The following is a 26,952-nucleotide window of genomic DNA, read 5'->3' as shown; positions in this document are numbered from 1 at the left end:
TCCAAATGCCGATGTAGCACTCGAAATTGAACGCAGCAAAAGCGAAGTTACTTTGCACATCCTTGCCCAAGATATGGCACAATACGACCATATTATTATTGAACGAAGCGGCAACGGTGGCGAATTCTTCAGCCAAGTAAAATACATACAAACCGAAGGTGCCGAAATCGAAGACGGTAACTACGTGTTCCGTGCAGATAAATATCCTTTGCCTAACAACATCGATTCTTACTACAGAGTTAAAACAGTTTCTAAAGACGGAGTTACACGTACTTTCCCTAGCGTGGCGCTCGCTTCTAACTAAAATGCTTTACCACTAACCACTATACCCAACCACTTATCCCAATTCCCCATTTTTTGTCACCAAACAAAGTGTCCATAGTCAGAGGAGGGTCGCCACATCGCGACCCTTTTTTATTTTAAAAAATGTTCCAAGCAAGGCAGGCAATTACTCCTAAAAATTTACAGCTTAAAGTAATGGATAAAATTACTTTTGCACCCCACGGAAAGATGCCGGAGCGGTCGAACGGGCACGCCTGGAAAGTGTGTGTACCTCTAAAGGGTACCGAGGGTTCGAATCCCTCTCTTTCCGCCACATGCCGCACCTGCAATGGTGCAAACTCAAAACCTGCTTACCATTCATCGTAAGCGGGTTTTTTATTACACGCTCTTTATTAGCTACTGCCTAATTGATTACACTATTTAAAAACTCCTCTACCATAAGCTGCAAACACTTCTTCTTCAAAAAAACAATAAGAATTGCACCTTTGCCTCATGAAGTATTTTCTCGCTCTTTTAATTTCATACACCGCTCTTTTTTCTTTCAGCCAATACCAAAGTTTACTTTGGAAAATTTCGGGCAATGGGTTAAAAAGCGAATCGTATCTGCTAGGCACTATGCACGTTGCCGATAGCCGTGCTTTCACTAAGATAGATTCTATAAAACAACGTCTTAACCAATGCCATGCCTATGCTATGGAAATTATTGCCAGCGAAAACGATGTGGATATGAGCCTCATGTTCAGTTTGCTAATGAAAGATGGAACCACACTATCAAAACTCTTTACTAAAGATGAATACCAAACCCTCGACTCGCTGCTAGAAGCATCTACAGGATATTCCATAGCGTTGCTCGATAAAATGCAACCCATACTTCTTTCGGTATTGCTAGAGCAAAGCGGCATGACGGCAGACAGTGCTGCACCACTAGACTTTTACTTACTAGAATGGGCAGAAAAAAACGATAAAAAACTTATTGGTATAGAAACCGTGCAAGAGCAACTACAAGCACTTCAAGCACTTTCGTACAAAGAACAAGCACAAATGATAAAAGATGAACTAAAGAAAAAAAACAACACCTCTTTTGCTGACCAACTTTTTAAACTCTACACCGAAGAAAACTTAGACAGCATCGTTATACTCAACCAACAAAATCCCATGCCTGCAAAACTCGAAAAAGCACTGCTCACCGATCGCAACAAAATAATGGCAGAGCGCATTGCCGACATTATTCAACAGCAATCTACCTTTTGCGCCATTGGCGCACTGCACCTGCCCACACCAACCGGAGTAATAGAAAGGCTGCGCAAAAAAGGATTTAAGGTAGAAGCCATTAAATAGCTTAGAAAAATAATAGCCAAAAATCCAAACAGCTTTTTAACCTTGCACTATAAAATTCAATTCTATACATGCACAATCTTGCCGAAATAGCAGCCATTTACGATACACAGTTCAAAAAAGATGTCTTCAACTTTGAGCCTAAAAGTTTATACGACCCCATCAACCAAACTATGGCAAACAGTGGTAAACGTATTCGCCCTTTGCTGTTGTTGCTTGCCTGCGACCTTTTTGGCGGCAATGTAAACGATGCCCTCAATGCAGCTTTTTCCATAGAAGTATTTCACAATTTCACACTAGTGCACGATGATATTATGGATGCCGCAGAGTTAAGACGCGGCAAGCTAACCGTGTATAAAGAACACGGAATGAACAAAGCGATTTTAGTTGGCGATGCCATGCACCTGCATGCACATCGCTACCTCCAAAAAGTTCCCGCAAATTGCTTCTCGGACGTAATGAATGTTTTCAACAAAGCTGCCATAGAAATTATTGAAGGCCAACAGATGGATATGGATTTTGAACAGCGTACCGATGTAACCGTAGATGCCTACCTTAAAATGATAGAATACAAAACTTCGGTATTGCTGGCAGCAGCGCTAAAAATGGGCGCTATTATTGGTGGGGCTTCTATTAGTGAGCAAGAAAAAATTTACAACTTTGGCTTACACCTTGGCATTGCTTTTCAAATAAAAGACGACTTTTTAGACACCTTTGGCGAAGGAGAAAAAGTAGGCAAAAAAATTGGTGGCGATATTCTACGCAATAAAAAAACCTACCTCTGGCTCACTGCATGGAACCATGCCGATGCTACCCAAAAGCAACAACTTAACACCCTATTACACACCACCGATGAAACTCAAAAAATAAATGGCGTATTAGCTGTTTACAACCAATTGCAGGTGAAAGAAAGAACAGAGCAAGCCATTCAAAACCACTACAACACAGCATTGCAAAATTTAGAATCTATTCGCGTAAAAGAAGAGTTCAAACAACCGCTGCACGATATTGCTACCATGCTGCAACAGCGCGAATTTTAATCGAACTTACGCTTAATGAACCAAGTATCGTTAAGCACTAAACCTAAGTTTAAGCGGTAATAGGTTTCAGAAATCACCAGTTTGCTTTCAAAACCGCGTTTACCAAAATCGCCCGAAATATTGATGCGAGCAATTGCTTTACGCGAAGCCGGAATACCAATACCAACCGTAGCCCCTGCTTCGTTGAGTGTTCTGCCGGCATATACGGCTTCGCTTTGTCCGTAATAGCCGCCCAACTTCAATTGAACTTTTCCGCCAATCTTACGGCTTTCAATATTGGGCGTGTATTGCAGACCAACGGCCACACGCCAACTATCGTTTAGTTGTTCATCGTTAAAATCGTTAGAGAAACTGCTCCAATTAGCATAGCGAAAATCTGCACCCACCAACCAATTTGCCTCGTTTCCAAAAGTAAAACCACCGCCAAGTTGGTATGGCAACACAATGGTTGAGCGCCCATTTACAATACTGGAAACCGTATCTACCGGAATTGGTGTGCCGGTATTGTCGTAAACAAATCTATCCCAAAGGCGCGTAACTTTTGTACTAATAGGAACCTGGCTGCTGCCAAATACACCCACCGAAAAAAGGATGTCGTGCTTTAAGTCGTTTTCTTTAGTTTTTTTCTTCAACACTACTCGGTACTGCAATCCGGCATTATACACAAAACCATTTACACGGTAAGTTGCCGCATTGCGCGAGTTATAGGCATCTACAGAATCCGGAAAAAGCAAGTAACGTGAATACTCTAGTTTGCCAAAAAGATAACCCGCATTTACACCAAAAGAAAAACCTTTAAACTGTGCACCGGTTCCTAAATATGCCTGATACAGCGAACCAAAACCGCGATAAATATGTTGATAGCCGCCAAATGCCGAATCTGTACCAAACTGGCGGAAAGTATAATTCATGTTTGAAAATGGCAGTAGCCCAAAACTCATACCCCAAGTACCGCGTTTAAGCGGAATACCTATTGCCACATGGCTAAAAGAACCATTGTAAGCATTGTAATTAGAATCGCGCCCGGCTATTGAAACAATATCCATATTGGCACCAATTTCTAAAGTGGTTAAACTTAAAGTGCCATACGATGCCGGATTATTAAAGTTGATATTGGCAGTGCTGGCATAGCCGCCACTTAGCTCGGCAAAACCTCTATTGGCAGAAAAACCATTAGTGCGCAAAAAACCCAATCCAAGTCTTGAATATGGTGAAGTTACTTGTGCTTCGGCAAAAAGCACTGCACTAAAGAGCAGTAATAAGAGCAGCCGTAAGGGCGAATTTGATTTCAAATTAAAATTTAATAGCGGGCGAAGATGCTATTTTCCACTTCTAACGCAAAATGAACATTTATTTTTTCAGGTAAATTACAACGAACACAAGCGAATTTTATTATTCAGCACTGCTTGAAATGCCGCTGCAAACCTTGCTACTCCAACGAGTACCCCTGTGCAATTGCCTCAAAAGCTGCTTGAATTTGTAAAAATTTCTCATGGGCTTCTTTTTCAGAAATATGAGCCGCACGCTTATCGGGATGAAACTTCAACACCATGCGCCTATATGCTTTTTTTACTTCGGCCAGCGAAGCCGTTTCTTCTAATTCCAATAAAAAATATGGATTATTTTTAGATAGAAATTGAGATTTTATGACATTAAAATCATTTTCCGCCACACCTAAATAACCGGCAATGCGATGTGCTATACGCATTTTTCGGGCGTGTATAAAATCATCGGCAGCAGCAAGTTGCAATAAAAAATAAACAATGGTTTGGCACGAAACCGCATCTAACATATTGTGCAACTGCTTACAACTTATCTTTAAAAATGGCTGCGCTCCTATAAGCATGTGATTTTCGATAGGCGGCACCATGTTTTTAAATACTACATGCGGCAAATGTTTTTCAAAAAAACTATTTGCAATCTGGGTTGAAGCCTTAGAAAAACCTATTGGTTTAAGCATTTCTGCCATTAGCGGAGCAAGTGCTGCCGCAATTTCTTTTTCAACCTGAATTTTTAAACCTTGAGTTGTACTATTTCCTCCGCCTTCGGTAAATTTCTTCCAAAGCCCTCGCATAGCATTTACGCTTGTTTGCTGAAATAATTATGGCTCTCTACCTTGCAAATTCTTACCGAATAATGAGTGTACCATTCCTTTGCTCCGCGCATTTTGGCCTGTTTGTGTTGCACATTTTCGCGCCAAGTGTTGATGCTTTCCATATCGCGCCAATACGAAACAGCAATTCCCAAGCCACTACGCACTGCCTCTTGACCCAAAAAACCGGGAATTTCTTTTGCCGCCTGCTCCAATACTGCGTTAGTTTCGGTATAATCTTCAACCACCTCGGTGCGGAGCGAAGTAAATATTACAGCGTAATAAGGCAGTTCAACAATATTTAATGGTTGCATCTACCTACTTTGCTTTTGAATGAAAAACTTTCCAAAAGAAATAAACAGTAAAAAAAACCACTACACCCTCCGCCAACAACATGGTAATAATTGCACTTGTATTCATTGCCAACGAAAATAATAAAACTTACAAATGATGAAAACAAGATACCGCCTTTAAAACAGAACCATTACCTCTTAAGAATTGCCACTTGGAAGTATCTACACCAAACATTTATCCACATTTGTAATAAAAACGATTAACTTCGCGCTCCCATAAAAAGCACGGCAATATGGTAGTAACTGACGTAAAACTCTTTGGAGGCACCAATTCACGTTATTTGGCAGACGAAATTGCTGACTTTTACGGACAGCCCTTGGGCAAAATAGACGTTCTTAGATTTAGCGATGGCGAAATGCAGCCTGAAATTAAAGAATCTGTACGCGGCTCTTTTGTGTTTATCATTCAAAATACCAACGCACCGGGCGACAACCTACTGGAGTTGCTAATGATGATTGACGCTCTAAAACGCGCAAGTGCAGACTACATTGCTGCAGTTATTCCTTACTTTGGTTATGCTCGGCAAGACCGCAAAGACCGACCTCGCGTGGGTATTGGCGCTAAATTGGTAGCCAACCTATTGCAGGCAGCAGGTGCAGACCGCGTAATGACAATGGATTTACATGCAGGGCAAATTCAAGGATTCTTCGATATTCCGGTAGATCACCTGAATAGTTCGGCAGTATTTATTCCTTACATCCAAAAGCATAAATGGAATAATCTCTGTTTTGCATCACCGGATGTTGGCAGCGTAAAACGCGCTAGAATTTATGCGCAGCATTTTAATGCCGATATGGTTATTTGCGATAAATACCGCAAACGCGCCAACGAAGTAGCCGAAATGACTTTAATCGGCAACGTAGAAGGAAAAGATGTGGTATTGATAGACGATATGATTGATACCGGAGGCACTTTGTGCAATGCAGCCAAAATTATTATGGAAAAAGGTGCTAAAAGCGTTCGCGCACTTTGCACCCATGCAGTATTAAGTGGCAAAGCGTACGAAAATATTGAACAAAGCGTATTAAGCGAGTTAATTGTTACCAACTCTTTACCGCTAAAGCAAGAAAGCAAAAAAATAAAATCGCTGAGTGTAGCTAAACTCTTTGCACAAGCCATTAGAAATGCACACGAGCACAAGAGTATCAACTCTTTGTTTATTACACCAAGCGTTTAAAAAACAAGTTAAAAACAAATACCAAATAAAAATGGAAACAGTTATCATTAACGGCACGGTAAGAACCGAATTAGGAAAGAAGGCTACCCGTGCACTGCGCGAAGCAGGAAATGTGCCTTGTAATCTTTATGGTGGAGAAAGCAATGTAAATTTCTATGCTCCGGCAACTCAATTCAACAAACTGGTTTACACCAGCGATTTTAAAGTGGCAGAAGTAGAAGTAGGCGGCAAAACCTACAAAGCCATTTTAAAAGAAATTCAATTCGATTCTGTTACCGATGCACTTAAGCATCTCGATTTCCAACAGTTAAACGATGGAAAAAAGGTAAAAGTAAGTTTGCCATTGCGTCTTAAAGGCACACCAAAAGGTGCTGCAGTGGGCGGTAAATTAGAGCAAACTATTAAGCGCTTAAATGTATTGGCTACTCCGGAACACCTACGCGAATCTATTGAATTGAATGTAGAAGATATGGATTTGGGCGGCATTAAAAGAGTTCGCGATATTCAAATTGAAGGTTTAGAGTTGTTACACGCACCTGCTATTCCTGTTGCAAGAATGAGCGTACCGCGCGCAGCTAAAGAAGCAGCAGCCGAAGCTAAGAAAGACGGTAAAAAGTAATTCTTTAATACTAATACAAAAAAGCGGATTAAACATCCGCTTTTTTTATGCTTATACATTACACCCGGCTACCCAATTCCATACCGGCAAAAACTGCCAACAAACACAGTGCCACATTCAACACCATATTTACCATAGCCATAAAAACATACTGCATACTCAATAGGTTAAAAGACTCTAAACTAAATGCCGAAAATGTAGATAAACCACCACAAAACCCTGTAAGCAACAACAGCCTCAAATGGTGCTGCAATGGAATACACTGTACCCCTACACCAATTACAAACGAGGCAAGAATATTAGCAGCCAACGTGGCTACAGGAATACTGCCAACCACAGGTACCAATAAATGAAGCAAGTACCGCACTACGCTGCCCAAACCACCACCTACAAACACCAACAAAAATTTCACAATGCGGCCATTTTTTGTTCGCGCATACGCTTTCCTTTATTATACAATACCTGCATAATGCCAAACATTAAAAAGAAATACGCAAACGCAGCTATGGTAACCCAAAGACTCCATTCAATCCAATGGTTTACAATCACTAAACCCAACGGAATAGAAACCAACGAAACACTAAAAAGTACTATTGCTACCTGCTTATCGGTTAAACCCAAATAAGCCAAATGATGCGTTATATGATCTTTTCCTCCCACAAAAGGCGACTGCTTACGCATAAGCCTTCTAATGGTAACCGTAGAAGTATCAATCAACGGCACTATAAAGAAAAGCATGGGCAACACAAACTGTTTAAGTTCAAAAACAGAGTTGGGGAAATCGCGAAAATTCCAAATAAAAATAATGCTGGAAGCCGCCAAGAAAACACCTAGAAATTGGCTACCCGTATCGCCCATATATATCTTAGCCGGATTCCAATTAAAATATAAAAAGCCAACTAAAGCACCCAAAACACCTACCAACACTACTAAGTAAAGGTTTTCATTTATGTAGTTGGTACAAACAATAACCAGCAGCATACCCAAAATAATACTTGCAGAGATGGTGGTAGTAATAGCATCCATATTATCGAGCATGTTAATGGAATTCATTAAGCCAATAACCCAGATAGTTGTAATTAAAAAATCAAAAGAATCTACACCAAAAACTTTTATATACACATCCGACACTATTAGAATATATGCACAACTCAATTGCCCAATAAACTTCACTAGTGGATTGGTATTATAGGCATCGTCTGCCAAACCTAATAAGAATCCAAGGCTGGAAGCCGCCATTAAGCCAATCAACTTTTTGTCTATAAAAGTTGCCGACTCCCTTGGAATTGTTCCAATCACCGAAATAGAAACAAGAAATATTATAAAGAAAGAAATACCGCCAATAGCAGGTTTTACATTGCTGCTCCAACGTATTTGATTAGCGCTATCTTTTCCCCGTGCTCCCAGATTAAACGAAAACTTAAGAAACAGCCAGTTTATTAAAAACGAAAAAAAGACTGCTATAACAAAAAACAAGCCCAGCAGAACCGCTAAATATTTTTCTTCAACCATAACCTTTACCTAAGGTTTTAATGCTTTCCAAATTTTACTAAGCAAGGATGCCTCTTTATGTTTAGCACCCGGATCGTCTGTGTAATACCCGGTTTTAAACCCATACGAAGAGCCATACATACCGTAACCATACCCGTAACCATATCCGTAGCCATATCCGTAGCCATATCCACCACCATATCCATAACTATAACCGGAAGGTCCTCTGCCAAAATCATTCAACACTATACCCAAATTATGTATTTCGCTTTCAGCGTATAGCTTATTTATATTCTCTATAAATGCCCTGTTAGAATACGATGCACGCAATACATAAATAGGGAAATCGGCTTTCTTTAATAGTGTTATAGCATCGGTTACTAAACCAATTGGAGGTGTATCCATAACAATTATATCGTACTTGCCTTTTAAGTACTCCAAGAATATATCTAACTGGTTATTTAATATCAATTCAGATGGATTGGGAGGTACCGGACCCGCAGTTACTACATCTATATTTTTTACACCCGAAGCAAAAATACTTTCTTCATAAGTAGATTGACCGCTAAGAATAGTACTCATACCCTTCATTTGTTCTATGCCAAAAATCTTGCCCAATCGGGGTTTGCGCATATCCAAATCCAGTATAATCACCTTTTTATCCAACATACTAAAGATAGCTGCCAGATTAAGTGCTGTAAATGTTTTCCCTTCGCCCGGAATAGTAGAGGTAGTAGTAAGAATTTTAGTGCCTTCTGAATTACTTATGAATTGAAGGTTGGAGCGCACTGCCCTATAAGCTTCGGTAATAGTAGATTTAGGATTCTTAGTTACTACTACTTGTGAACGTTCCATTGGAGTATTATAGCTTGGTATAACACCCAAAAGCGGCACCTTGCTTTTAGATTCTACTTCTTGCACCGAAATAATACTTTGGTGAAGCATAAACCTGATTGCCACCAGCAGTGCACCCAATAATATTCCCAGCACAAATCCACCAATTTTAACTTGAATATCTTTAGGCGAAACCGGCACTTTAGGTGTACTGGCAAGCGACAATATAGTATAATCAGAAACCACACCGGCAGAAGCAATAGCATAGCTGGAGCGCTGATCAAAAAGATTATAGAAAAACTTATTCCTAGCTTCGGCAATGCGGCTAAGGCGTTTAAGTTTTTCAGTTAGTTCCGGCAAGGTATAAATTTTTGCCATGAGCTTTTGATATAGTTCCCGCTGCTTATCTAAACTTAACTTTGCATTGTCTATTACATTATCGGTTCTTTTGAGCAACTGGTTCTTGGCATTATAGATTTGCTTATCCAGCAACCTTACTTGCGGGTGGTCTTCGGTTCTATCCAGCATCATACCCTCGCGCTCACGTTGCATTGTGTTTATGCTGCTTATATCTGTTTCAATAGAAATTTCATTGTCTTTAAACCTTAAGATTGGCAGTGTGGTATAGTCTTTTGTTTTTTGTATCAGTTGTTTAAAGTTTTGCAACAACGCCAACTTTGCTTCGCTGGCAATAATATCTTCTTGTTGTTTACTGGCTTTAGCCAATAAATCGTCATAAGAATTAGATTCGGAAAAAATCTCGTTGTTGAGTTTAAACTTAGAAACTGAGTCTTGTATGGCTTCTTGTACTCTTCCAAACGAATCTATTTGAGCATCAATAAACGCAATGATATTGTTCATACCTTCGCGCTTCTTTATTAAATCGTACTTAATAAACTCATCGGCTATGGTATTGGCAACATCCTTTGCCTTTTCCGGGTTTTGGTCGTTGCAGGTTATTACTAAAGTTTTGTTTCCTACTTCAATAGGTTGAACAATAATTTTACTATTGAGTTCTGCCAATACTACTTGGCGCTCATTAAACTTCACAAAAAATAGCGCACCAAAATCTGAGTCTTGTAGCTTTTCGGCTTTTAAATTAACTACCGCAGAAAAAAATGGTGTTTTAAACTCCTTTCCTGCCAAAAACTCCTTCTCGTATTCGGTACCTTTAAACGAAACCGAAACAAGAATTTTACTTCTGTTTATGAGTTTAACATAAACAGGATTGCCATAGAACTCCGGTTCAATGCTTTTCAGTTCTACTTTAAATGGGGCACTTATGTATAAATCTTCAGTAATGAACTTCGATTTCCCTTCCTTGTAATAACTAATATCGAGCGGTAGTTTATCTGCCACCCTGTTGAGCATTACGTTAGACTTCAACACCTGCATTTCGCGGCTTATCTCTGTTGGGTCTTTCTCAAACACCAACTTTTCTATTCCTAAAATTTGTGTAGATTTTTCTACCTGAAGAATCATCTTAGAGGAAGCCTCATACACGCGTGGCGTGTACCTTAAATAAATAAACGAAGCAAAAACAGTAATAGAAACAATTAAAAGAATCCAAAGGATGCTCTTATTGAGGATGTAAACCAGCAAACCCAAGTTAAAACCTTCGGCAAAATTTGCCTGGCTACTATTGGATGCGCTACCCGATGAAGTAAGGTCTATTTTATTTTCCACTCAAATTACGTCCTAATAAATATAAACTGGTAACTGTTGAAACTACCGAAAAAATAATGGTTGATTCTCTTAGCAAATCTCTGATATATCTTCTTCTTGGTTCAATATAAATGATATCGTTGGTTTGAACTATTAAACTCGATTTCTGCATTCCTTCGATGGTAGATAAGTCTATAATAGTTACTTGAGGGTTTTTTATATTTCCTCTTATCAACTTTATCTTATAGGCCTTTAACCCTGAAGCAATACCACCAGATTGTGCAATTACTTCTAACAAGGAGGTAGGAGTTTGCTGCAATGCAACTACCGATCCTGCAGAGCCTTTAAACAAGAAACATCTGCGGTTTATTACTCTTATTTCTACAAAAGGATCTACTATGTAAGCCGAAATTCTTTCTGCCACCAACCGCTCCAATTCGGTTTCGGTATAGCCTGCCACATTTAAATCGCCCAATACGGGAAGCCGCACAAAACCATCGGCATCTACAATGTAAAACATACCCCTGCTACCGGCACCCAATGTTTGCCCCTGTATGCCGCCACCAATATCTACCAGCTTAAAGCCATCGCGAGAAAAAACACTGAATGTAAACTGGTCGAAAGGCTTAATTACATATTGCTTTACCAACTGTTCTTTAAACTCAAAGGTTTGGTAATCCTTTTGTTTGAACATAAACTCCGGATATACCAACTTACAAGAGGGAAGCAAAAGCGTAAGTGCTGCAAAGAGCACAACAACTTTCAATAAGCTCTTTAGGTTAAATTTCATTATTGCAAACCTACTTCAATTTGTGTGAAGTAGCTATGGTTTTTTAACGTTCAATAATTGAGTGTATAGTTTTGACATATCTGCACACAACCTTTCATAACCAAACTTTTGCAGAGTAGCAGCTCTGCCATTTTGCCCAACACGCTTACGCAAAATATCATCTTCTACAGCTTTTAGCAATGCTGCTGCAAACAATTTTTCGTTTTCCCTTTCTACTAGAAAGGCATTTACATTATCTTCCACAATATCTTCGATGCCGCCAACCTTGGTTGAAACAATAAATTTTCCGGCAGCCTGCGCTTCTATTAAGCTAACAGGAGTACCTTCGTTGTTAGAAGTAAGCGCAATAATATCTAAGCCGGCATTGCATTCGCTTACATCTTTTATCCAAGAAGTAAAAGTAAGTAGTGTCTGTTTGTTTTCTTCGGTTGAAGAAAAAGGAATACCCAAGCGGGTTGCCTCTGCTTCTATAGCCTGCCTTAGCTCGCCATCGCCAATAATAAATGCCCTTATCTTCTTTGCAGTACTTTGCGATACAATTTTGAGTGCATTTAAAAACAGCGCATGGTTTTTTATTGGAACTAATCTACCTACAATACCTATGGCAATTTCATCGTTTGCAATTTGGTATTTTGCTCTAAATGCCGTGCGCTTTTCGTCTTGGTTTTCAACAAACCGTTGCAAGTCGAAACCTAAGTTTACAATCTGAAATTTTTCGGTAGGAGCTATATTAAATTCGTGTGTAAGCTCGTGTAATTGCTTGGGGCTAAGTGTTACAATCTTTGTAGTGCGCTTGGCAAGGTAGCGTTCAATATTTAAAAACAATTGTGTTTTCACCTTGTTGAAATACGAATGGAAAACATGCCCGTGAAATGTATGTATTACCACAGGAACATCTTCGTGAATAGCTGCCAACCTACCCACCGCACCGGCTTTTGCAGCGTGTGTGTGCACTATATCCGGCTTAAAGTCGCTAATTATTTTTCTGATTTTAAAATATGATTTGTAGTCGCGGAAAGGATTCAACTCGCGATACATTTCGGGTACATACATTGGCTCCAAACCGAGTTTTTTTACAATAAACTCCGAGCTTTCTTCGCTTTCGTCTTTCATGCCGGAAACCAAGAGCGTGTCGAAATCTGCCATATATTTAGTTAGATATGCAGCATTGTATGTTGGCCCTCCTAAATTCAACCTATTGATAATGCGTAGAACACGCGGCTTTCTGCCCATAATTTACTCTTGGAAATATTTTTTGTACCAATGCTGAAAAACTACTAAACCCCAAATTTGTGCATGTACATCGCCCGGGTTTCGGGAAAATAATTGCTGCTTTAGCGCTTTCACTTTTTCGGGACGAAATATTTTTTGCTCGCAAATAAAGTCATTGTTTAAATAATGGCTTTCTATTTTTTCGTGCAATGCTGTTCTAAACCACTTGAGCAGCGGCACCTCAAACCCTCTTTTGGAACGGGTAAATAACTCTTCCGGCAAATCGTTTCTAAATGCATCTTTTAAAATGCTTTTGCCGGAGCCATTGCGCAGCTTATACTCAAACGGCAATGAAAATGCGAAATCTACTACCGTATAATCTAACAGCGGTGTGCGCACTTCTAAACTGTTTGCCATGCTCATCATATCTACTTTCACCAACATATCGTTTGCCAGCACCATGCGCACATCTGCCAACAGCATGTTGTTCATGTCATTTTCAGCAGCAATAATTTGAGCTAAGGCAGCTTCTATTTTTTGATTGTATGGATGCTGCTCTAATAGTAACTGTTGCGCTTCGGCAGTATTGGTAAATGCACACCAGCGCCAATAGCGCGCTTCGTTGCTCAAGTGCAACCCGGTAGCATAGCGCTGCAATTGCCGAAACAAATTGGTGAATTTTCCATGGCGCGATGCCGGAAGCATTTTTAATAAAGGTGTTGTATTTTTCAATACAAAATTAACTGCATTATGTTGCCTGGCACGCCATTCTGCCTTGTGTTTATTGTAGCCGGCAAAGAGCTCATCGCCACCATCGCCACTGAGTGCTACCGTTGCTTTTTGGCGGGTGTATTTGCATAGAATATTAACAGCTATGGCAGATGAATCTGCAAACGGCTCATCTAAATAATCGAGTAAATCCTCAATGCTGTCCAGCATTTCATCGGTAGAAATCTTAAATGCAGTGTGGTTGGTTTGGTAGCGCTTGGCAACTAAATTGGCATAGTAGGTTTCATCAAAATATGGTTCATCTTTAAATCCAATACTAAAAGTATTTAGATGCTTGGTATGCTTTGCCGCACAACTCACCACAATAGAAGAATCTATGCCGCCACTTAAAAAAGCGCCCAAAGGCACATCGCTCACCAACCTGCGCTCCACAGCTGCTTCTACCAATTTTTTCAACTCGTGTTGCGAAGCCTCATAGCCTGCATATTTATGCTGCAGCCATGTTTTAGGCACTTCGTAGAAAGCACCTTCTTTGCACAAACCACTTTTACTTATTACTAAAAAACTGCCCGGCCGCAACTTTCTAAATCCTCGAAGCATAGAAGTTTCCAGCGGCACGTAATTCAATTGCAAGTAATGTTGCAAAGCATCAAAATTTATTTCCCTTTTTATGGGAAACCGGAGCAGCGCTTTTACTTCGGAAGCAAAAAGCCATTGGTTTTCATCTTCAAAAATTATCAATGGTTTTACGCCAAAGCGGTCGCGGGCTATAAATACCTGTTCTGTAACTTTATCGTAAACAGCAAAAGCAAAAAAACCGTTGAGCAACGGCAAGCAATCTTTCCCTTTTTCTATAAAAAGGTGCAGCAATACTTCTGTATCGCTTGTGGTAACAAAACTAATATGTGAAAGATGCTGCTGACGCAACTCGCGGTAATTAAAAATTTCGCCATTAAACACTATGGTAAACCTGCCGCTCGAATCGCTCATAGGTTGGTTGGCGGCATTGGATGTATCTATAATTGAAAGCCGCGCATGACCCAAACCAACTCTTTCTTGAACAAATGTATTGTGCGCATCCGGCCCTCTTTTTTGCAATTGCAGCAATGCCGCTTTAAGATGCTGCGAATACGCTTCCCTTGATTTCTTTAATACAAAACCCGCTATGCCACACATATTTCTGCCCGAAAGGTGGAAAAGAAAAATGAAAAATGGAATTACACGCAAAGAATTATTTTCGATTCCTAAACAAATACGATATGGGTTTTTTCGACCAAATGAAGCAGCTCACCGAAATGAAACAAAAAATGGATGAGGTGAAAAAGAAATTGGATGTGCTTGAAATAAGTGCACAAAATGATTGGGTTAAAGTAACCGTAAACGGCAATCGAAGGATTAAAAATATTGATGTGCTTAAAACTGAAGACACCGTGATACTTGAAGCAAAAATCCAAGCTGCAGTTAATGAAGCATTAGACAAAGCCGAAACGCTGCTGCAAACAGAGTTTGCCTCTGTAACCAAAGGTATGTTTCCTAATTTACCATCCTAATTAATACACTTGACAACCAAACAAATTGACATACTAAACATTGCACTCATTGCAATAGCATTGGCAGCCTCGTTTTTACTACCATTTGAGGTGTTCTTATTTTCGTATGCTGTTTTAGGGCCGCTGCATTACCTTACAGAAATTACTTGGCTGCACCAGCGCAATTATTTTACCACCGACAAAACAGACTTTGTTTGGCTTACTGTTTTATGTGCCTTCACCACGCTTTTTACCATCTTCTTCAGCGATTATAGCAATTGGGCTGTACTGCTTATATATACTGCATTTATGGCTTCGCTTACTATGGTACTTTTCAAAGAACTTTGGAAAAAACTTGTGTTTACTTTTATAGCATTTTTAATTGGCACTACGCTCTTATCTACCCCGCCATTCTTTTTGCTCTTTGCCATACTTTTGCCCACGCTTATTCATGTATTTATTTTCACCGGTTTGTTTATGCTATCGGGCACGCTTAAAAGCAAAAGCATCTATGGCGCTTTATCTGTATTGGTTTTTATCTTGGCTGCCATACTTTGCTTTACCTATACGCCACAATTTCCGTGGTACAAAATTTCGGCCTATGCCGAAAAAAATATGATTGAAATTGGTTTTCTAAGCGTAAACCAAGCAGTTTTTTCTGTTTTTAAATTAGGAGAAAGCACTAAAGATGCCGTGCTGAATAGCGCCATTGGCTTGGGTGTAATGCGCTTTATTGCATTTGCATATACCTATCATTACCTCAACTGGTTTTCTAAAACATCGGTTATTAAATGGCACAAAGTGCCGCGCACATGGTTAGCTACGGTGGTAACACTATGGCTGCTTTCCATTGGAGTATATGCATACGATTACAAAACAGGCTTAATTACACTGTACGCTTTAAGTATGATTCATGTTTACTTGGAGTTTCCGCTCAACTTCCGCAGCGTGGGCGATATTGGTAAAAACCTGCGTTTGCTTTTTTCGCCAAATTAAAGGTGCCTTACAGTTGCATCAGCTATGCAATTCGGCAGGTATCTGAAAATATGTTTGCTTGCCGTATTCTTCAATAATATCTTCCACGCTTACGCTCCGTATGCCGTTATGCCGCAATAGCTGCAAAGTGTTTCTATAAATACGTTCGTAACCAGCATACGTTAAATTACTAAAGAAATTATTATGCCAGTTTATGGTAATTACGGTGTTGCTGTTGTTGGCAAGAATCCAATCGGCAATTATTTTTTCAACCTGTGTTGTTGTATAATTTAGATTAAAGAATGTTCTATCCATAATTTGCATAGGCACTTCTACTAAATTAAGCACGCTGTTTGTGCTTAAATCAAACGGCATAAACGGCAAACCATAACTGTTTCTAAATCCAAAATTATTGGCAAAGCCAAGCGATGAATCTACCCGAATGCCTGCTTGCGCCATGTGTGCAAAATCTGCTACCGTAAACTTTAAAAAATGAAACCTGTTGGCGAGCGGAAGTTGTTTAAACAAACTCATTTCTTCTTTAAACGTGGTAGTTCCAATAGCCTTATGTAAATGATTGGTGCCGCCATAGCTGCTAACTATTTCTAGTTGCTCTTGGATTTGTGATGAACTAAAATCATAATCGCTGTTCAACTCGTTTTTTATTGGCAGCCAAAAGAAATTGGAGGTAAAACCCAATTGCTTTTCCAACGAAACTATTTGCGGCATATTCAGCCAATCGGGTGTACCCAAATAATGATTATACAGCAATCTTACAATAGAAAACCACCGCTTATTTTTAAGGGCAAACATGCCATCTTCATTCTTTGCTTGGTAAACAAAATCTATATCGTGCGTTAAGAAAGCAGTTGCAGGTCTTTGCTTAATCGGCAAGCGGTTCAGCCCATTTGTGGCAGTAAAAAATTCATCTATCAACTGCTGAACAAAATTTCCTTCAATACCAAAAAGATGTTGGGCGCTGTTCAAAAATTCAAACCTACCATACTTATCAAACTCATTGCAATAATATTCCTGAATACAATTTACATAATAGAATATAGTACTTACATAATCTGTATTGCCATTGGGCAGCATAACTCTCCCTTTTAACTGCAAATGTTCTATGGGTGCAGTAATTTTTTTTTCGAGCAATGCAAAGAAATTTGCCGATAGCTGTATAGTATTTTCATTACCTATTCCCACGCTCAAATCTGCATGGCTTCTATCTTTTACATAACTAAACTGCACCAATTTATTAAACGCAACCAGTTGAAGTGCGTAGTAAACAATTGCCTTATTGGGAATATCGGTTGAAAGAAAAATTTTCATTTAAGGTGTTGAAATTACAATGCACCGATATTACTTCCTAAACTTGTGCCAATATAATTTATACCATGTGTGGCATTGCCGGATTTGTTGATTCAAAAATAATGCAAGAAGAAGCGGTTGGAAACATCCGCAACATGCTGCAAAATATAAAGCATCGCGGCCCCGACAACAGTTCGTATTGGCAAAAAGAATATGTTGTTCTTGGGCACAACAGATTATCCATTATAGACCTTCACGAAACAGCCAACCAACCTTTTGAATACCTAGATGTGGTAATTGTATTTAATGGCGAAATATACAACTACCTTGAGCTGAAAGAAACTCTGCAAACAAAAGGCTGGAAGTTTAGAACCAATGGCGATACAGAAGTAATTTGTGCTGCCTATAAAGAATGGGGCGAAAAATGTGTGGAGCAATTTGTTGGCATGTGGTCGTTTGCACTTTGGGATAGTACCGCGCTAAAACTTTTTTGCTCCAGAGACCGATTCGGAATAAAACCATTTTACTTCTACACTACTCCAAGCGGCTTCTACTTTGCATCGGAATACAAAGCATTTAAAGCACTTCCTTTTTTTAATGCCACGGTAAATACCGATCAGATAAATCGTGCATTGGCACTCAATATTGTTTCGTATAAAAACGAAACTTTTTTCAAAAATTTACACCAACTCTTGCCCGGGCACAACCTCATACTTCAACAAGAAAAAATTACCACTTACAAATATTGGGACATAGCATTTAAAACACCTTGCAACCTTAGTTTTAAAGAGAAAAAGGAAAAGTTCAAAACGCTTTTTATGGACGCCATAAAACTCCATTCACGAAGCGATGTAAAAAATGGAATTTGCCTGAGTGGCGGCTTAGATAGTTCTGCCATTGCTTCGGCATACTCCACCATTTTTCCCCAATCGGAAATACAATCATTTTCTATATACTACGAAGGAAAAGGCAAAGTAGATGAACGGCCTTTCATAAAAGAAGTAGTACAGCAATACAGCAACATACAACCGCACTATTTTTCGCCCACCTTTCAGAATATTGAAGAGGCATTTCACCATGCTTCGTATAGTGCCGATGTGCCGCTTTTAGGCTCTTCATACATCAGCCAATACTTCTTAATGAAACTGGCGGCTGCAAATGGAGTAAAAGTAGTACTCGATGGCCAAGGCAGCGATGAATACCTGGGCGGCTACCTTCATTCTTTTTATAGAATTATTGGCACACACATAAAAAACGGCTCGCCCGTAAAAGCCATTTCACTACTAAACAAACTAGCTAAAAGGGAACAATTCAGCATAGGTAAAAAAGGTTCTTTCTTGGCAAAATCGCTGGCAGCAGCTTTTAAAACCGAAGATGAAATTTATAGCTTAGAAACTTTAAAAACTCGAGCGCTCACCGGAAATGTAGCAACTCGTTTTGATGAAGTTACAGCCAATAAATTCAACAACTTTTTATACCACTTATTACTGAACACCACGCTGCAAACCTTGCTGCATCACGAAGACAGAAACTCTATGGCATATTCCATAGAAAGTCGCGTGCCGTTTTTAGATCACCGTTTAGTAGAGTTTGCATTCACCTTAAATACTGAAGACAGAATTAGCACCAATGCCGAAACCAAATATATTTTGCGCGAAAGTTTGCAACCTATATTGCCCAAAGCCGTGTATGAACGCAAAGACAAAAAGGGCTTTGTAACGCCCGGTGAAATTGAATGGCTAAATGGCCCACTGCAATTCTTGCTGAACGATAATTTTGAAGCACTACATTTCCTAAACAGCCACAAGACAAAACAACTTATTGAAGACTATAAAAAAGGAAATGTTTCTAACGCAGCAATAGTTTGGAAATTAGTAAACATCAACCACTGGCTTAAAAATTTTGCATAGCTTACTCTTCTATCCATAAACCTAATGCTACCGAATCGGCAAAGTGTTTTCCACTCTGAGTAAGTTTTATAGTATCTTCTTCAAAGCAAAAAAACGCGCTGTTTACTTGCTCAAGCTGCGCTAAAATAAAGGCTTTGTATGGTGCTATTGTTTCGCAATTCAAGTCCAAACCCTGCGATGTTCTTAAAGCCGTCATCACCAATTCGTTGGCATGTTGTATTGGCGAGAGCTGCTCAAACTCAAGGTTCAACTCACCCTTTGCCAATTGCTCTATATATGTTTTAAGATTAGCTGCATTCCAACTTCTTTCATACCTCTTAAACGAATGTGCCGAGGGTCCAAAGCCAATGTAGTGTTTACCCTTCCAATAGTTTGAATTATGTATGGCTTGTTTTCCCGGCTTTGCGAAATTTGAAATTTCGTAGTGCTCAAAATTATTTTGTGCCGCGAACTGCATCAGCATATCAAATTGTACTGCTGCTTTTTCTTCATCTACCGGCAGCAATCTTTTCTTTTTAATCTTTTGAAACAGCGATGTGTTTTCTTCTACCGTAAGCGCATAACTCGAAAAGTGCGGCACTTGCAACGCTGCAACCGTTTCTAAGTTTTTCGCCCATTCGGCATGGCCCAATGTAGGCGTGCCATAAATTAAATCTAGAGTAATGAGTTCAAAACCCGCATCCTGCGTGCGTTTAATAGCATCTTTTGCCTCTGCGGCAGAATGCGCCCGATGCATATAATGCAAGTCTGCATCAAAAAAAGATTGCACACCTATGCTAAAACGATTCAAGCCAAGTTGCTTCAACTGCGCAATATTTTTCAACTTATCGGCAGTTAAATCATCGGGGTTTGCCTCAATCGTAAACTCCGAAATGCTACAAGAAAAATGCTTGAAAATACTTTCCGTAATTGCCAATAAATCATTTACCGGAAGATGTGTTGGCGTGCCACCGCCAAAGTAGATAGTTTCTACTTTCTCTCCTTCCAAAAAATCTTTCCTGTATTCAATTTCACGCAGTAGCGCCTGTACAAAAGCCTCCCTTAAACGAGGCGAAGTGGTGAAATAAAAATTACAATAATTGCAGGCTTGCTTGCAAAATGGAATATGAATATAAATGCCTGCCATGCAGCGAAAGTAAAAACATAGCAATTACCGAACTCTAAAATTTACTCTATTTTCGATAAAGGTGAAAAACAAATTACTCGCTTTATGCTTAGTAGCATGGCATGGCTTAATGGCACAAAACCATTGGACATTGCATACCGTTTTCTCCGACACTTCGCAGCCTTTTGATATTGCAAATTTTAAAACAGCTACTTCTTTTAAAGACACTGCCGATGCGTATAAAACAGCTAAAAATTTGCTTCTGAAAATACAAACAGCGGGTTTTGCAGCCGCTTCTTTAGATACTTTTTTTTGCAACAACCAATCTTGCACCGCACAGTTTTTTATTGGTGAAAAATTTGAAGGCATACAACTTAAAACTTCGGGAATAGAAAGCAGTTTTTTAACCGGACTAAAGCAAAAATTGCAACGCAAAAATCACTTCTTTTCTGCAAAAGAAATAGAAGCTATACAGCAAAAAATCCTCTCCAATGCAGAAAACAAAGGCTATCCTTTTGCAGAGGTTTATTTAGATAGTTTTTCTTCCCAATCGGCAACCGTCCTTATTAAAATAGAGAAGCACGAACTCTTTTTGTTCGATACTTTAGAAACTGTAGAAAAAGTAAAAGCCAAGAAAAAATTTTTGAGTGCTTACTTAGGCATTAAACGCAATAAGCCATACGATGAAAGTAAAATAAAAGCCATAGAGCAACGCATAAATGCACTACCATTTTTAGAAGCCACACAACCACATACAGTACTATTCGACAAAGAAAAAGCACGCGTAAAACTGCATATTAAAGATCGCAAAGCAAGCCTCTTTAATGCCTTCTTAGGAATACTACCGGGAGGTGCAGGGCAAAAAGTTTTAATCACAGGCGAAGCCAAACTAAGCCTATACGGATTATTGGGCTTTGGCGAGCAATTCAACTTAGAGTGGAACAAAACCATGCCCAAAACCCAAGTACTCAAAACCATGATTGCTGTTCCCTATCTATTTGGATTGCCTCTGGGAGTAGATGTGCGCTTTGAGCTATTTAAACGCGATACCAGTTGGTTAGATTTAGATCGCGATTTTGGTGTGCGCTATCAATTTTCGGGCATGAACTATATTAAAGCCTCGCTAAAACAAAAAACAACCATTGTATTAAAAGTAGATACCGCAGCTATTAAACTCAACCAAACACTTCCAAGTGCATTAGACATAAACACCAACGAGTTTGCACTCGAATATTATTTCATGAATTTGAACTACCGTTTTAATCCCACTACCGGATGGCAACTTACTGCCGGAGGATCTGCCGGAGCAAAATCCGTAAAGCGCAATACGCTCATAAATAATTTGATGGACGAAAAACGAGGAGAAACATTTGCATACTTATACGACAGCATTGGCAAGAACAACTTCCAATTTTCTCTTTGGCTGTCTGTAGATAAATTTTGGAAAGTACACAAACGAATGACCATACTTACTGCACTAAAAGGAAAGTTTTTCTATAGCCGTTTAATCTTTGAAAACGAAAAGTATCGCATAGGCGGAATGAATACGCTGCGCGGCTTTACCGAAGAATCTATTATTACTCCTTACTACGGCATTGCCAATATTGAATACAGATACCTGCTATCTAAAAATGCCTTCTTCTTTATGTTTTTTAATGCTGCTGTGGTACAGCAAGTAAGCAGCACTAAACAAGATTTTCCTTTTGGTTTTGGTGCCGGAGTTTCTTTAGAAACAAAGATTGGCATCTTTGGTATTACATACGCGCTTGGGCAAAAACAATACGAGCCGCTTAGTTTTAAAAACAGTAAAATTCATTTCGGTTACATCAATTATTTTTGATACACATTTGCAACTCATCTTCGTTTGTGAAAATATTTTTCTCCCTCATTTTTTCTACACTACTCTTTGCGCAAGTTATTGCACAAGCAGACAGCATCAGCATTTCAGCCGATTCAATTACAGCGCAAGAGGATTCATTACAAGTTGCCTTGCAAGATTCATTGCATAAAATATTGGTGCAAGAACAATTTACTAAAGACTCTTTACAAGCTGTTGAACAAACAAATTTTGCTACTAAAATTTTTGATTGGATCAATAAAAAAACAACTGTAGTTTTTGATGTTCAACAAAGAAGAACTACCGAAAACAATCTTGGAATGTTTGCTGCAATAATGTTGCTGCTAATACTGCTTACATACATGAAACTGGCTTACAGCAACGATTTGGAAGAACTATGGCTATCTATTTTAAGCAGCAACAGAGCACTTCAAATCTATAGAACACAAACCGATTCTTTTTCTGCTTCTTCTTTTTTACTTACTGCAAACTTTGTGTTGTGTATTTCATTTTTTATTCAATTTTCGGCACAGCAATTTTTGCCTTCGCATGTGGCGCAAGCATCGTTTACTACATTTTTGCTTATCATTTTATTCACATCATTTTTACTCTTAAGGACACTATTATTTAAAACACTCACACAAATTTTTCTTTTGAAAGAAGTGCTCACACTCTACGAATTTCACTTCTATAAAATCATACAAACATTAGGCATAGCAATGCTTCCGGCAGTACTATTTATGTTTGCTGCCAATAAAAAATATTTTGTTGTTGCATTTGCAATTGCGTGTGTATGTATAATGTTGGCTATTGTAATGCTTGCTGCGCGTGGGTTATCAACATCTATAAAAGTTATTGCAAGTAACATCAAATACTTTTTTATCTATGTTTGTGTGAGTGAAGTAGCAATGGTGCTGCTTCTAATTAAATTGTTAACCAAAATTGTTTCCTAAGTTATGGCAACAAAAGCAACAGCAAAAAAAGCAGCTCCTAAAAAAGCAGCTGCTAAAAAAGCGGCTCCTAAAAAGGCAGCTGTAAAAAAAGCAGCTCCTGCTAAAAAAGCAGCTCCTGCTAAAAAAGCAGCTCCTAAAAAAGCAGCTGTGAAAAAAGCAGCCCCTGCTAAAAAAGCGGCTCCTGCTAAAAAAGCAGCTCCTAAAAAGGCAGCTGTAAAAAAAGCAGCCCCTGCTAAAAAAGCGGCTCCTGCTAAAAAGGCAGCTCCTAAAAAGGCTGAAAAAAAAAGCGCCTGAGCAACCAGGTAAAATCTGACAGCAGCAGCGCTTTGCTAAAGAAAAAGACAGCTGTAAAGCAGACTTCACCAAGCGCTGCTGCTTCTTCTAAAAAAACCGTAAAACCTCCCAAGCCCGCCAAAGAAGAAAAACCTGTAAAGGTTGTAAATAAGCCCATAATTCCTCAAAAAGAAGGGCAAAGAAATCACGCAGATTTCTTATCTAAAGCACCAAAAACAAAAGTTAAGAATTTACTTATTGCACAGCCACACCCGGAAGGTGTAAAGTCTCCTTATTTCGATTTGGCAGATAAGTATAAAGTAAACATCAAGTTTCAACCTTTTATACAAGTAGAAGGTGTGCCGGGCAGAGAATTTCGCAAACAAAGAATTACACTAAACGATTACAGCGGCATTATTTTCACCAGCAGAAATGCCATAGATCACTTCTTTAGAATTTGCGAAGAATTACGTGTAAAAATGAGCCAAGAAACCAAGTTCTTTTGCACTTCCGAAGCTATTGCATTATACCTCCAAAAATATACCCAGTATCGCAAGCGCAAAGTGTTTTATGGCGATGCCAACAACAATAAAGAACTCCGCAATTTACTCTTTAAACATAAAGACGCCACTCGCTTCTTGTATATCTGTGCCGAAATGCGAAAAGATGAAATACCTTCGTTTATGCAGGCAAACGGCTTTAACTATTCGGAAGGTGTAATGTACAAAACCGTACCGGTAGATTTAAAACACTTTAAGTTAGAAGAGTTTGATATGGTATTGTTTTTTAGCCCATCCGGCATTGCTTCGCTCAAACACAATTTTCCAAAATACAAGCAATACAAAATCAGATGGGGCGCATACGGCAAAACCACTACCGATGCTGTAATTGACGAAGGTTTGGAACTCCACTTAATAGCACCGCTCGAAGGCCAACCAAGCATAGTAGCTGCACTCGAAAGCTACTTGAAAGAAACATCCAAATAACTACTGCTTACCATACTGTAATAAAAAGAAAAAGTTGCCGCACCTTTGGCAACTTTTCTTTTTTGCGTGCCAATGCTTTTCCTATTTTCGGCACGTGCAGCACTTACAACAAACCAACCTTACCGGCAACCTTGAGTTGCTTGCCAAGCAAGTAGTAGAAGGCTTTATTATTGGTTTGCACAAATCTCCCTTTCATGGATTTTCGGTTGAATTTGCAGAACACCGTTTATACAACCAAGGTGAGCCAACAAAAAATTTAGACTGGAAAGTTTTTGCCCGAACCGATAAAATGTTTGTAAAGCGGTACGAAGAAGAAACCAACCTGCGCTGCCAAATTGTAATAGATGCTTCTTCTAGCATGAACCTGAAAAGCGAAGGGAAAAATGCATCCTCTAAACTACACTTTTCGGTGGTGGCTGCTGCAAGCATTATCCATCTTTTACAACGCCAACGCGATGCCGCAGGGCTAAGTATCTTTAATGAATCTGTAATGCTAAACACCAATGCACGCGCCAGTATTCAACACAGGCACATGCTCTTCTCGCAACTCGAAAATTTACTGCAACCACAAGCCGCCAACAAAAAAACAAACGCTGCAAAATGCCTACACGAAATTGCTGAAAGCATTCATAAACGCAGTATGGTAATTATATTCAGCGATATGTTTGACAGCGAAAACGATGAAGAATTGTTTAACGCCTTACAACATCTTAAATACAATAAACACGAAGTAATTCTCTTTCATGTTGCCGACAAACAGAAAGAACTGGATTTTAATTTTGAAAACCGCCCGTATGAATTTGTAGATTTAGAAAACGGAGAAAAATTAAAATTGCAACCAAGCGAAGTGCGCGATTTTTACCTCGGTCAAATGCAGCACTTCTACAAGCAATTAAAACTAAAATGCGGCCAATACAAGATTGAATTTGTAGAAGCCGACATCAATAACAACTACCAACAAATCCTACAAACATTCCTGCTAAAGCGCACCAAAATGATGTAGAGTTTTACTAAAAAAGTGCATCCAAAATTTCACATTAACTACATGCCATGAGCCAATTACCATTTTTAATTATTGGATTATTTGCCGGATTTGCCATTGGCTTTTTGCTTTCTAAATGGAAAAAAAATGAAGCTGAAACTGTTTCGCAGCAAGACTTCGACACTTTGATGCAACTAAAAAACACCCTCGAAATAGAAAAAGGAAAATTGCAAGAGCGCACACAGTTTTTAACCGAAGAAGTTAAAGTAACACTCACCCATTTAGAAGATGAAAGAAAAACCGTTTTACACCTAAACACAGAACTAACCACTGCCAAAACAACCTTAGAAAATGTAAACGAAAAACTAACCCAACAAAAAGAAGAAGTAGAGCAATTGCAAGAAAAATTTAAAACAGAATTTAAAAATATTGCCAATGAACTCCTAGAAGATAAGAGTCGTAAATTCACCTTGCAAAACCAAGAGAAGCTAGGCGAAATACTACATCCGCTCAACGAAAAAATAAAAGCATTTGAACAAAAAGTAGAGCAAACCCATCGCGAAAGTTTAGAGAAAAACGCAGGACTTATTCAACAAATACTACAACTAAAGGAGCTGAACCTGCAAATGAGCAAAGAAGCCATAAACCTTACCAACGCACTAAAAGGCGACAATAAAACACAAGGCAACTGGGGCGAAGTAATTTTAGAGCGCGTGCTGGAGCGCTCCGGTTTACAGCGCGATAGAGAATACACCATTCAAGAATCGCTTGTTACCGATGATGGCAAACGTCTTCAGCCCGATGTAGTAATTCACCTGCCTGAAAACCGCAATATTATTATAGATTCAAAGGTTTCGCTCATAGACTACGAGCGCTTTGTGGCATCGGAAAACGAAGACGAAAAAATGCTGTTTTTAAAGAAACATATACAATCGCTGCGCAACCACATGAAAGGATTAAGCGAAAAAAATTACCCTCAACTATATGGCAACAGCAGCCCCGATTTTGTGCTTATGTTTATTCCTATAGAACCTGCATTTTCTTTAGCCGTACAGCACGATCAAGAACTATTCTTAGATTCCTTCGATAAAAAAATTGTATTGGTAAGCGCTTCTACTTTGCTTGCTGTTTTAAGAACCATAGCAAGCATTTGGCGGCAAGAAAATATTGCAAAAAACCATTTAGAAATTGCCAAACAAGCCGGAGACCTTTACGATAAATTTGTAGCCTTTACCGAAGACCTCATAAAAGTTGGAACCCAACTAAACAATACCAAAGGTACGTATGACGATGCCATGAAAAAACTATACAGCGGCACCGGCAACTTAGTAAAGCGAGCAGAAAAAATAAAAGCGTTGGGAGCTAAAACTACTAAAACACTATCGCCAAGTTTATTAGAGCGTGCAAATGATGATACACCTTAAACGCTCATGGAATGCCCATGGCATTTTCTATCAATTGTACTAAAAATAAA

Annotated in this window: 25 protein-coding genes and 1 tRNA gene; 15 read left to right on the top strand and 11 right to left on the bottom strand. The window is 39.1% G+C overall.

Annotated elements, in window-relative coordinates; genetic code table 11:
* The 4 genes from KF872_09705 to KF872_09690 form a co-directional block, all read left to right on the top strand.
* A partial coding sequence (locus KF872_09705; GenBank protein MBX2903818.1) for a hypothetical protein occupies positions 1 to 304 on the top strand: 304 nt, incomplete at its 5' end.
* 200 nt (positions 305 to 504) lie between these two features.
* Positions 505 to 595 (top strand) — tRNA-Ser (locus KF872_09700).
* A 179-nt stretch (positions 596 to 774) separates the two neighbouring features.
* Complete coding sequence (locus KF872_09695) at positions 775 to 1,620, top strand: TraB/GumN family protein (protein MBX2903817.1); 846 nt, start codon at positions 775 to 777, stop codon at positions 1,618 to 1,620.
* Positions 1,621 to 1,688: 68 nt separating this feature from the next.
* Complete coding sequence (locus tag KF872_09690; protein ID MBX2903816.1) at positions 1,689 to 2,657, top strand: polyprenyl synthetase family protein; 969 nt, start codon at positions 1,689 to 1,691, stop codon at positions 2,655 to 2,657.
* On the opposite strand, the gene KF872_09685 is transcribed toward KF872_09690, so the two are convergent.
* The 3 genes from KF872_09685 to KF872_09675 all read right to left on the bottom strand — a co-directional run bounded on the left by KF872_09685 (position 2,654) and on the right by KF872_09675 (position 5,063).
* Positions 2,654 to 3,949 (bottom strand): hypothetical protein, encoded by a 1,296-nt coding sequence (locus KF872_09685; GenBank protein ID MBX2903815.1) that lies wholly within the window; start codon positions 3,947 to 3,949, stop codon positions 2,654 to 2,656. The genes KF872_09690 and KF872_09685 overlap by 4 nt on opposite strands.
* A gap of 137 nt (positions 3,950 to 4,086) precedes the next feature.
* The gene (locus KF872_09680; protein MBX2903814.1) at positions 4,087 to 4,731 is read right to left on the bottom strand and encodes a DnaJ domain-containing protein; all 645 of its coding nucleotides are present in this window, start codon (positions 4,729 to 4,731) and stop codon (positions 4,087 to 4,089) included.
* 5 nt (positions 4,732 to 4,736) lie between these two features.
* Positions 4,737 to 5,063 (bottom strand): antibiotic biosynthesis monooxygenase, encoded by a 327-nt coding sequence (locus tag KF872_09675; GenBank protein MBX2903813.1) that lies wholly within the window; start codon positions 5,061 to 5,063, stop codon positions 4,737 to 4,739.
* A 272-nt stretch (positions 5,064 to 5,335) separates the two neighbouring features.
* On the opposite strand from KF872_09675, the gene KF872_09670 reads away from it, so the two are divergent.
* Both KF872_09670 and KF872_09665 read left to right on the top strand, forming a co-directional pair.
* Positions 5,336 to 6,280: a ribose-phosphate pyrophosphokinase gene (locus KF872_09670; protein MBX2903812.1), complete on the top strand. Its 945-nt coding sequence runs from the start codon at positions 5,336 to 5,338 to the stop codon at positions 6,278 to 6,280.
* Positions 6,281 to 6,311: 31 nt separating this feature from the next.
* On the top strand, positions 6,312 to 6,899 hold the full coding sequence (locus KF872_09665; GenBank protein ID MBX2903811.1) for a 50S ribosomal protein L25: 588 nt from the start codon (positions 6,312 to 6,314) through the stop codon (positions 6,897 to 6,899).
* 58 nt (positions 6,900 to 6,957) lie between these two features.
* On the opposite strand, the gene crcB is transcribed toward KF872_09665, so the two are convergent.
* From crcB to asnB (KF872_09635), 6 genes are read right to left on the bottom strand one after another with little or no spacing between them, the layout of a single operon-like run.
* On the bottom strand, positions 6,958 to 7,311 hold the full coding sequence (gene crcB / locus KF872_09660) for a fluoride efflux transporter CrcB (GenBank protein MBX2903810.1): 354 nt from the start codon (positions 7,309 to 7,311) through the stop codon (positions 6,958 to 6,960).
* Positions 7,308 to 8,411: an undecaprenyl/decaprenyl-phosphate alpha-N-acetylglucosaminyl 1-phosphate transferase gene (locus KF872_09655; GenBank protein MBX2903809.1), complete on the bottom strand. Its 1,104-nt coding sequence runs from the start codon at positions 8,409 to 8,411 to the stop codon at positions 7,308 to 7,310. Before KF872_09655 ends, crcB begins: the two co-directional genes overlap by 4 nt.
* A 9-nt stretch (positions 8,412 to 8,420) precedes the next feature.
* The gene (locus KF872_09650) at positions 8,421 to 10,910 is read right to left on the bottom strand and encodes a polysaccharide biosynthesis tyrosine autokinase (protein MBX2903808.1); all 2,490 of its coding nucleotides are present in this window, start codon (positions 10,908 to 10,910) and stop codon (positions 8,421 to 8,423) included.
* Complete coding sequence (locus KF872_09645) at positions 10,900 to 11,679, bottom strand: polysaccharide biosynthesis/export family protein (GenBank protein ID MBX2903807.1); 780 nt, start codon at positions 11,677 to 11,679, stop codon at positions 10,900 to 10,902. The genes KF872_09650 and KF872_09645 overlap by 11 nt, the downstream gene beginning before the upstream one ends.
* A gap of 33 nt (positions 11,680 to 11,712) precedes the next feature.
* The gene (locus KF872_09640) at positions 11,713 to 12,912 is read right to left on the bottom strand and encodes a glycosyltransferase (GenBank protein MBX2903806.1); all 1,200 of its coding nucleotides are present in this window, start codon (positions 12,910 to 12,912) and stop codon (positions 11,713 to 11,715) included.
* A gap of 3 nt (positions 12,913 to 12,915) precedes the next feature.
* Positions 12,916 to 14,796, bottom strand: a complete 1,881-nt coding sequence (gene asnB / locus KF872_09635; GenBank protein ID MBX2903805.1) for an asparagine synthase (glutamine-hydrolyzing) — start codon at positions 14,794 to 14,796, stop codon at positions 12,916 to 12,918.
* Between the two features lie 35 nt (positions 14,797 to 14,831).
* Between asnB (KF872_09635) and KF872_09630 the strand changes: the two genes are divergently transcribed.
* Positions 14,832 to 15,170: a YbaB/EbfC family nucleoid-associated protein gene (locus KF872_09630; protein ID MBX2903804.1), complete on the top strand. Its 339-nt coding sequence runs from the start codon at positions 14,832 to 14,834 to the stop codon at positions 15,168 to 15,170.
* A 9-nt stretch (positions 15,171 to 15,179) separates the two neighbouring features.
* On the top strand, positions 15,180 to 16,145 hold the full coding sequence (locus KF872_09625) for a hypothetical protein (GenBank protein MBX2903803.1): 966 nt from the start codon (positions 15,180 to 15,182) through the stop codon (positions 16,143 to 16,145).
* A gap of 18 nt (positions 16,146 to 16,163) precedes the next feature.
* Here KF872_09625 and KF872_09620 read toward each other — a convergent pair whose 3' ends face one another.
* Positions 16,164 to 17,453 (bottom strand): hypothetical protein, encoded by a 1,290-nt coding sequence (locus KF872_09620; protein MBX2903802.1) that lies wholly within the window; start codon positions 17,451 to 17,453, stop codon positions 16,164 to 16,166.
* A 101-nt stretch (positions 17,454 to 17,554) separates the two neighbouring features.
* Here KF872_09620 and asnB (KF872_09615) point away from each other — a divergent pair, with 101 nt between their 5' ends.
* Positions 17,555 to 19,342: an asparagine synthase (glutamine-hydrolyzing) gene (gene asnB, locus KF872_09615; GenBank protein MBX2903801.1), complete on the top strand. Its 1,788-nt coding sequence runs from the start codon at positions 17,555 to 17,557 to the stop codon at positions 19,340 to 19,342.
* A gap of 1 nt (position 19,343) precedes the next feature.
* Here asnB (KF872_09615) and hemW read toward each other — a convergent pair whose 3' ends face one another.
* The gene (gene hemW / locus KF872_09610) at positions 19,344 to 20,468 is read right to left on the bottom strand and encodes a radical SAM family heme chaperone HemW (GenBank protein MBX2903800.1); all 1,125 of its coding nucleotides are present in this window, start codon (positions 20,466 to 20,468) and stop codon (positions 19,344 to 19,346) included.
* Between the two features lie 61 nt (positions 20,469 to 20,529).
* Here hemW and KF872_09605 point away from each other — a divergent pair, with 61 nt between their 5' ends.
* The 6 genes from KF872_09605 (at position 20,530) to rmuC (ending at position 26,902) form a co-directional block, all read left to right on the top strand.
* Entirely contained in the window at positions 20,530 to 22,287 is a 1,758-nt protein-coding gene (locus KF872_09605; GenBank protein ID MBX2903799.1) for a hypothetical protein, read from the top strand.
* A gap of 26 nt (positions 22,288 to 22,313) precedes the next feature.
* Positions 22,314 to 23,237, top strand: a complete 924-nt coding sequence (locus tag KF872_09600) for a DUF4271 domain-containing protein (GenBank protein ID MBX2903798.1) — start codon at positions 22,314 to 22,316, stop codon at positions 23,235 to 23,237.
* A 3-nt stretch (positions 23,238 to 23,240) separates the two neighbouring features.
* A complete protein-coding gene (locus tag KF872_09595; GenBank protein MBX2903797.1) occupies positions 23,241 to 23,531 on the top strand; it encodes a hypothetical protein in 291 nt (96 codons plus the stop codon).
* A gap of 32 nt (positions 23,532 to 23,563) precedes the next feature.
* Entirely contained in the window at positions 23,564 to 24,496 is a 933-nt protein-coding gene (locus KF872_09590; GenBank protein ID MBX2903796.1) for a uroporphyrinogen-III synthase, read from the top strand.
* A gap of 94 nt (positions 24,497 to 24,590) precedes the next feature.
* Entirely contained in the window at positions 24,591 to 25,499 is a 909-nt protein-coding gene (locus tag KF872_09585; protein MBX2903795.1) for a DUF58 domain-containing protein, read from the top strand.
* Positions 25,500 to 25,546: 47 nt separating this feature from the next.
* Positions 25,547 to 26,902 (top strand): DNA recombination protein RmuC, encoded by a 1,356-nt coding sequence (gene rmuC, locus KF872_09580; protein MBX2903794.1) that lies wholly within the window; start codon positions 25,547 to 25,549, stop codon positions 26,900 to 26,902.
* The last annotated feature ends 50 nt before the right edge of the window (positions 26,903 to 26,952 follow it).

Source organism: Chitinophagales bacterium (assembly GCA_019638515.1).
Taxonomy (GTDB): domain Bacteria; phylum Bacteroidota; class Bacteroidia; order Chitinophagales; family LD1; genus UBA7692.
The sequence above is the reverse complement of the archived record's forward strand: the minus strand, read 5'-3'. Positions and strand labels throughout refer to the sequence as shown.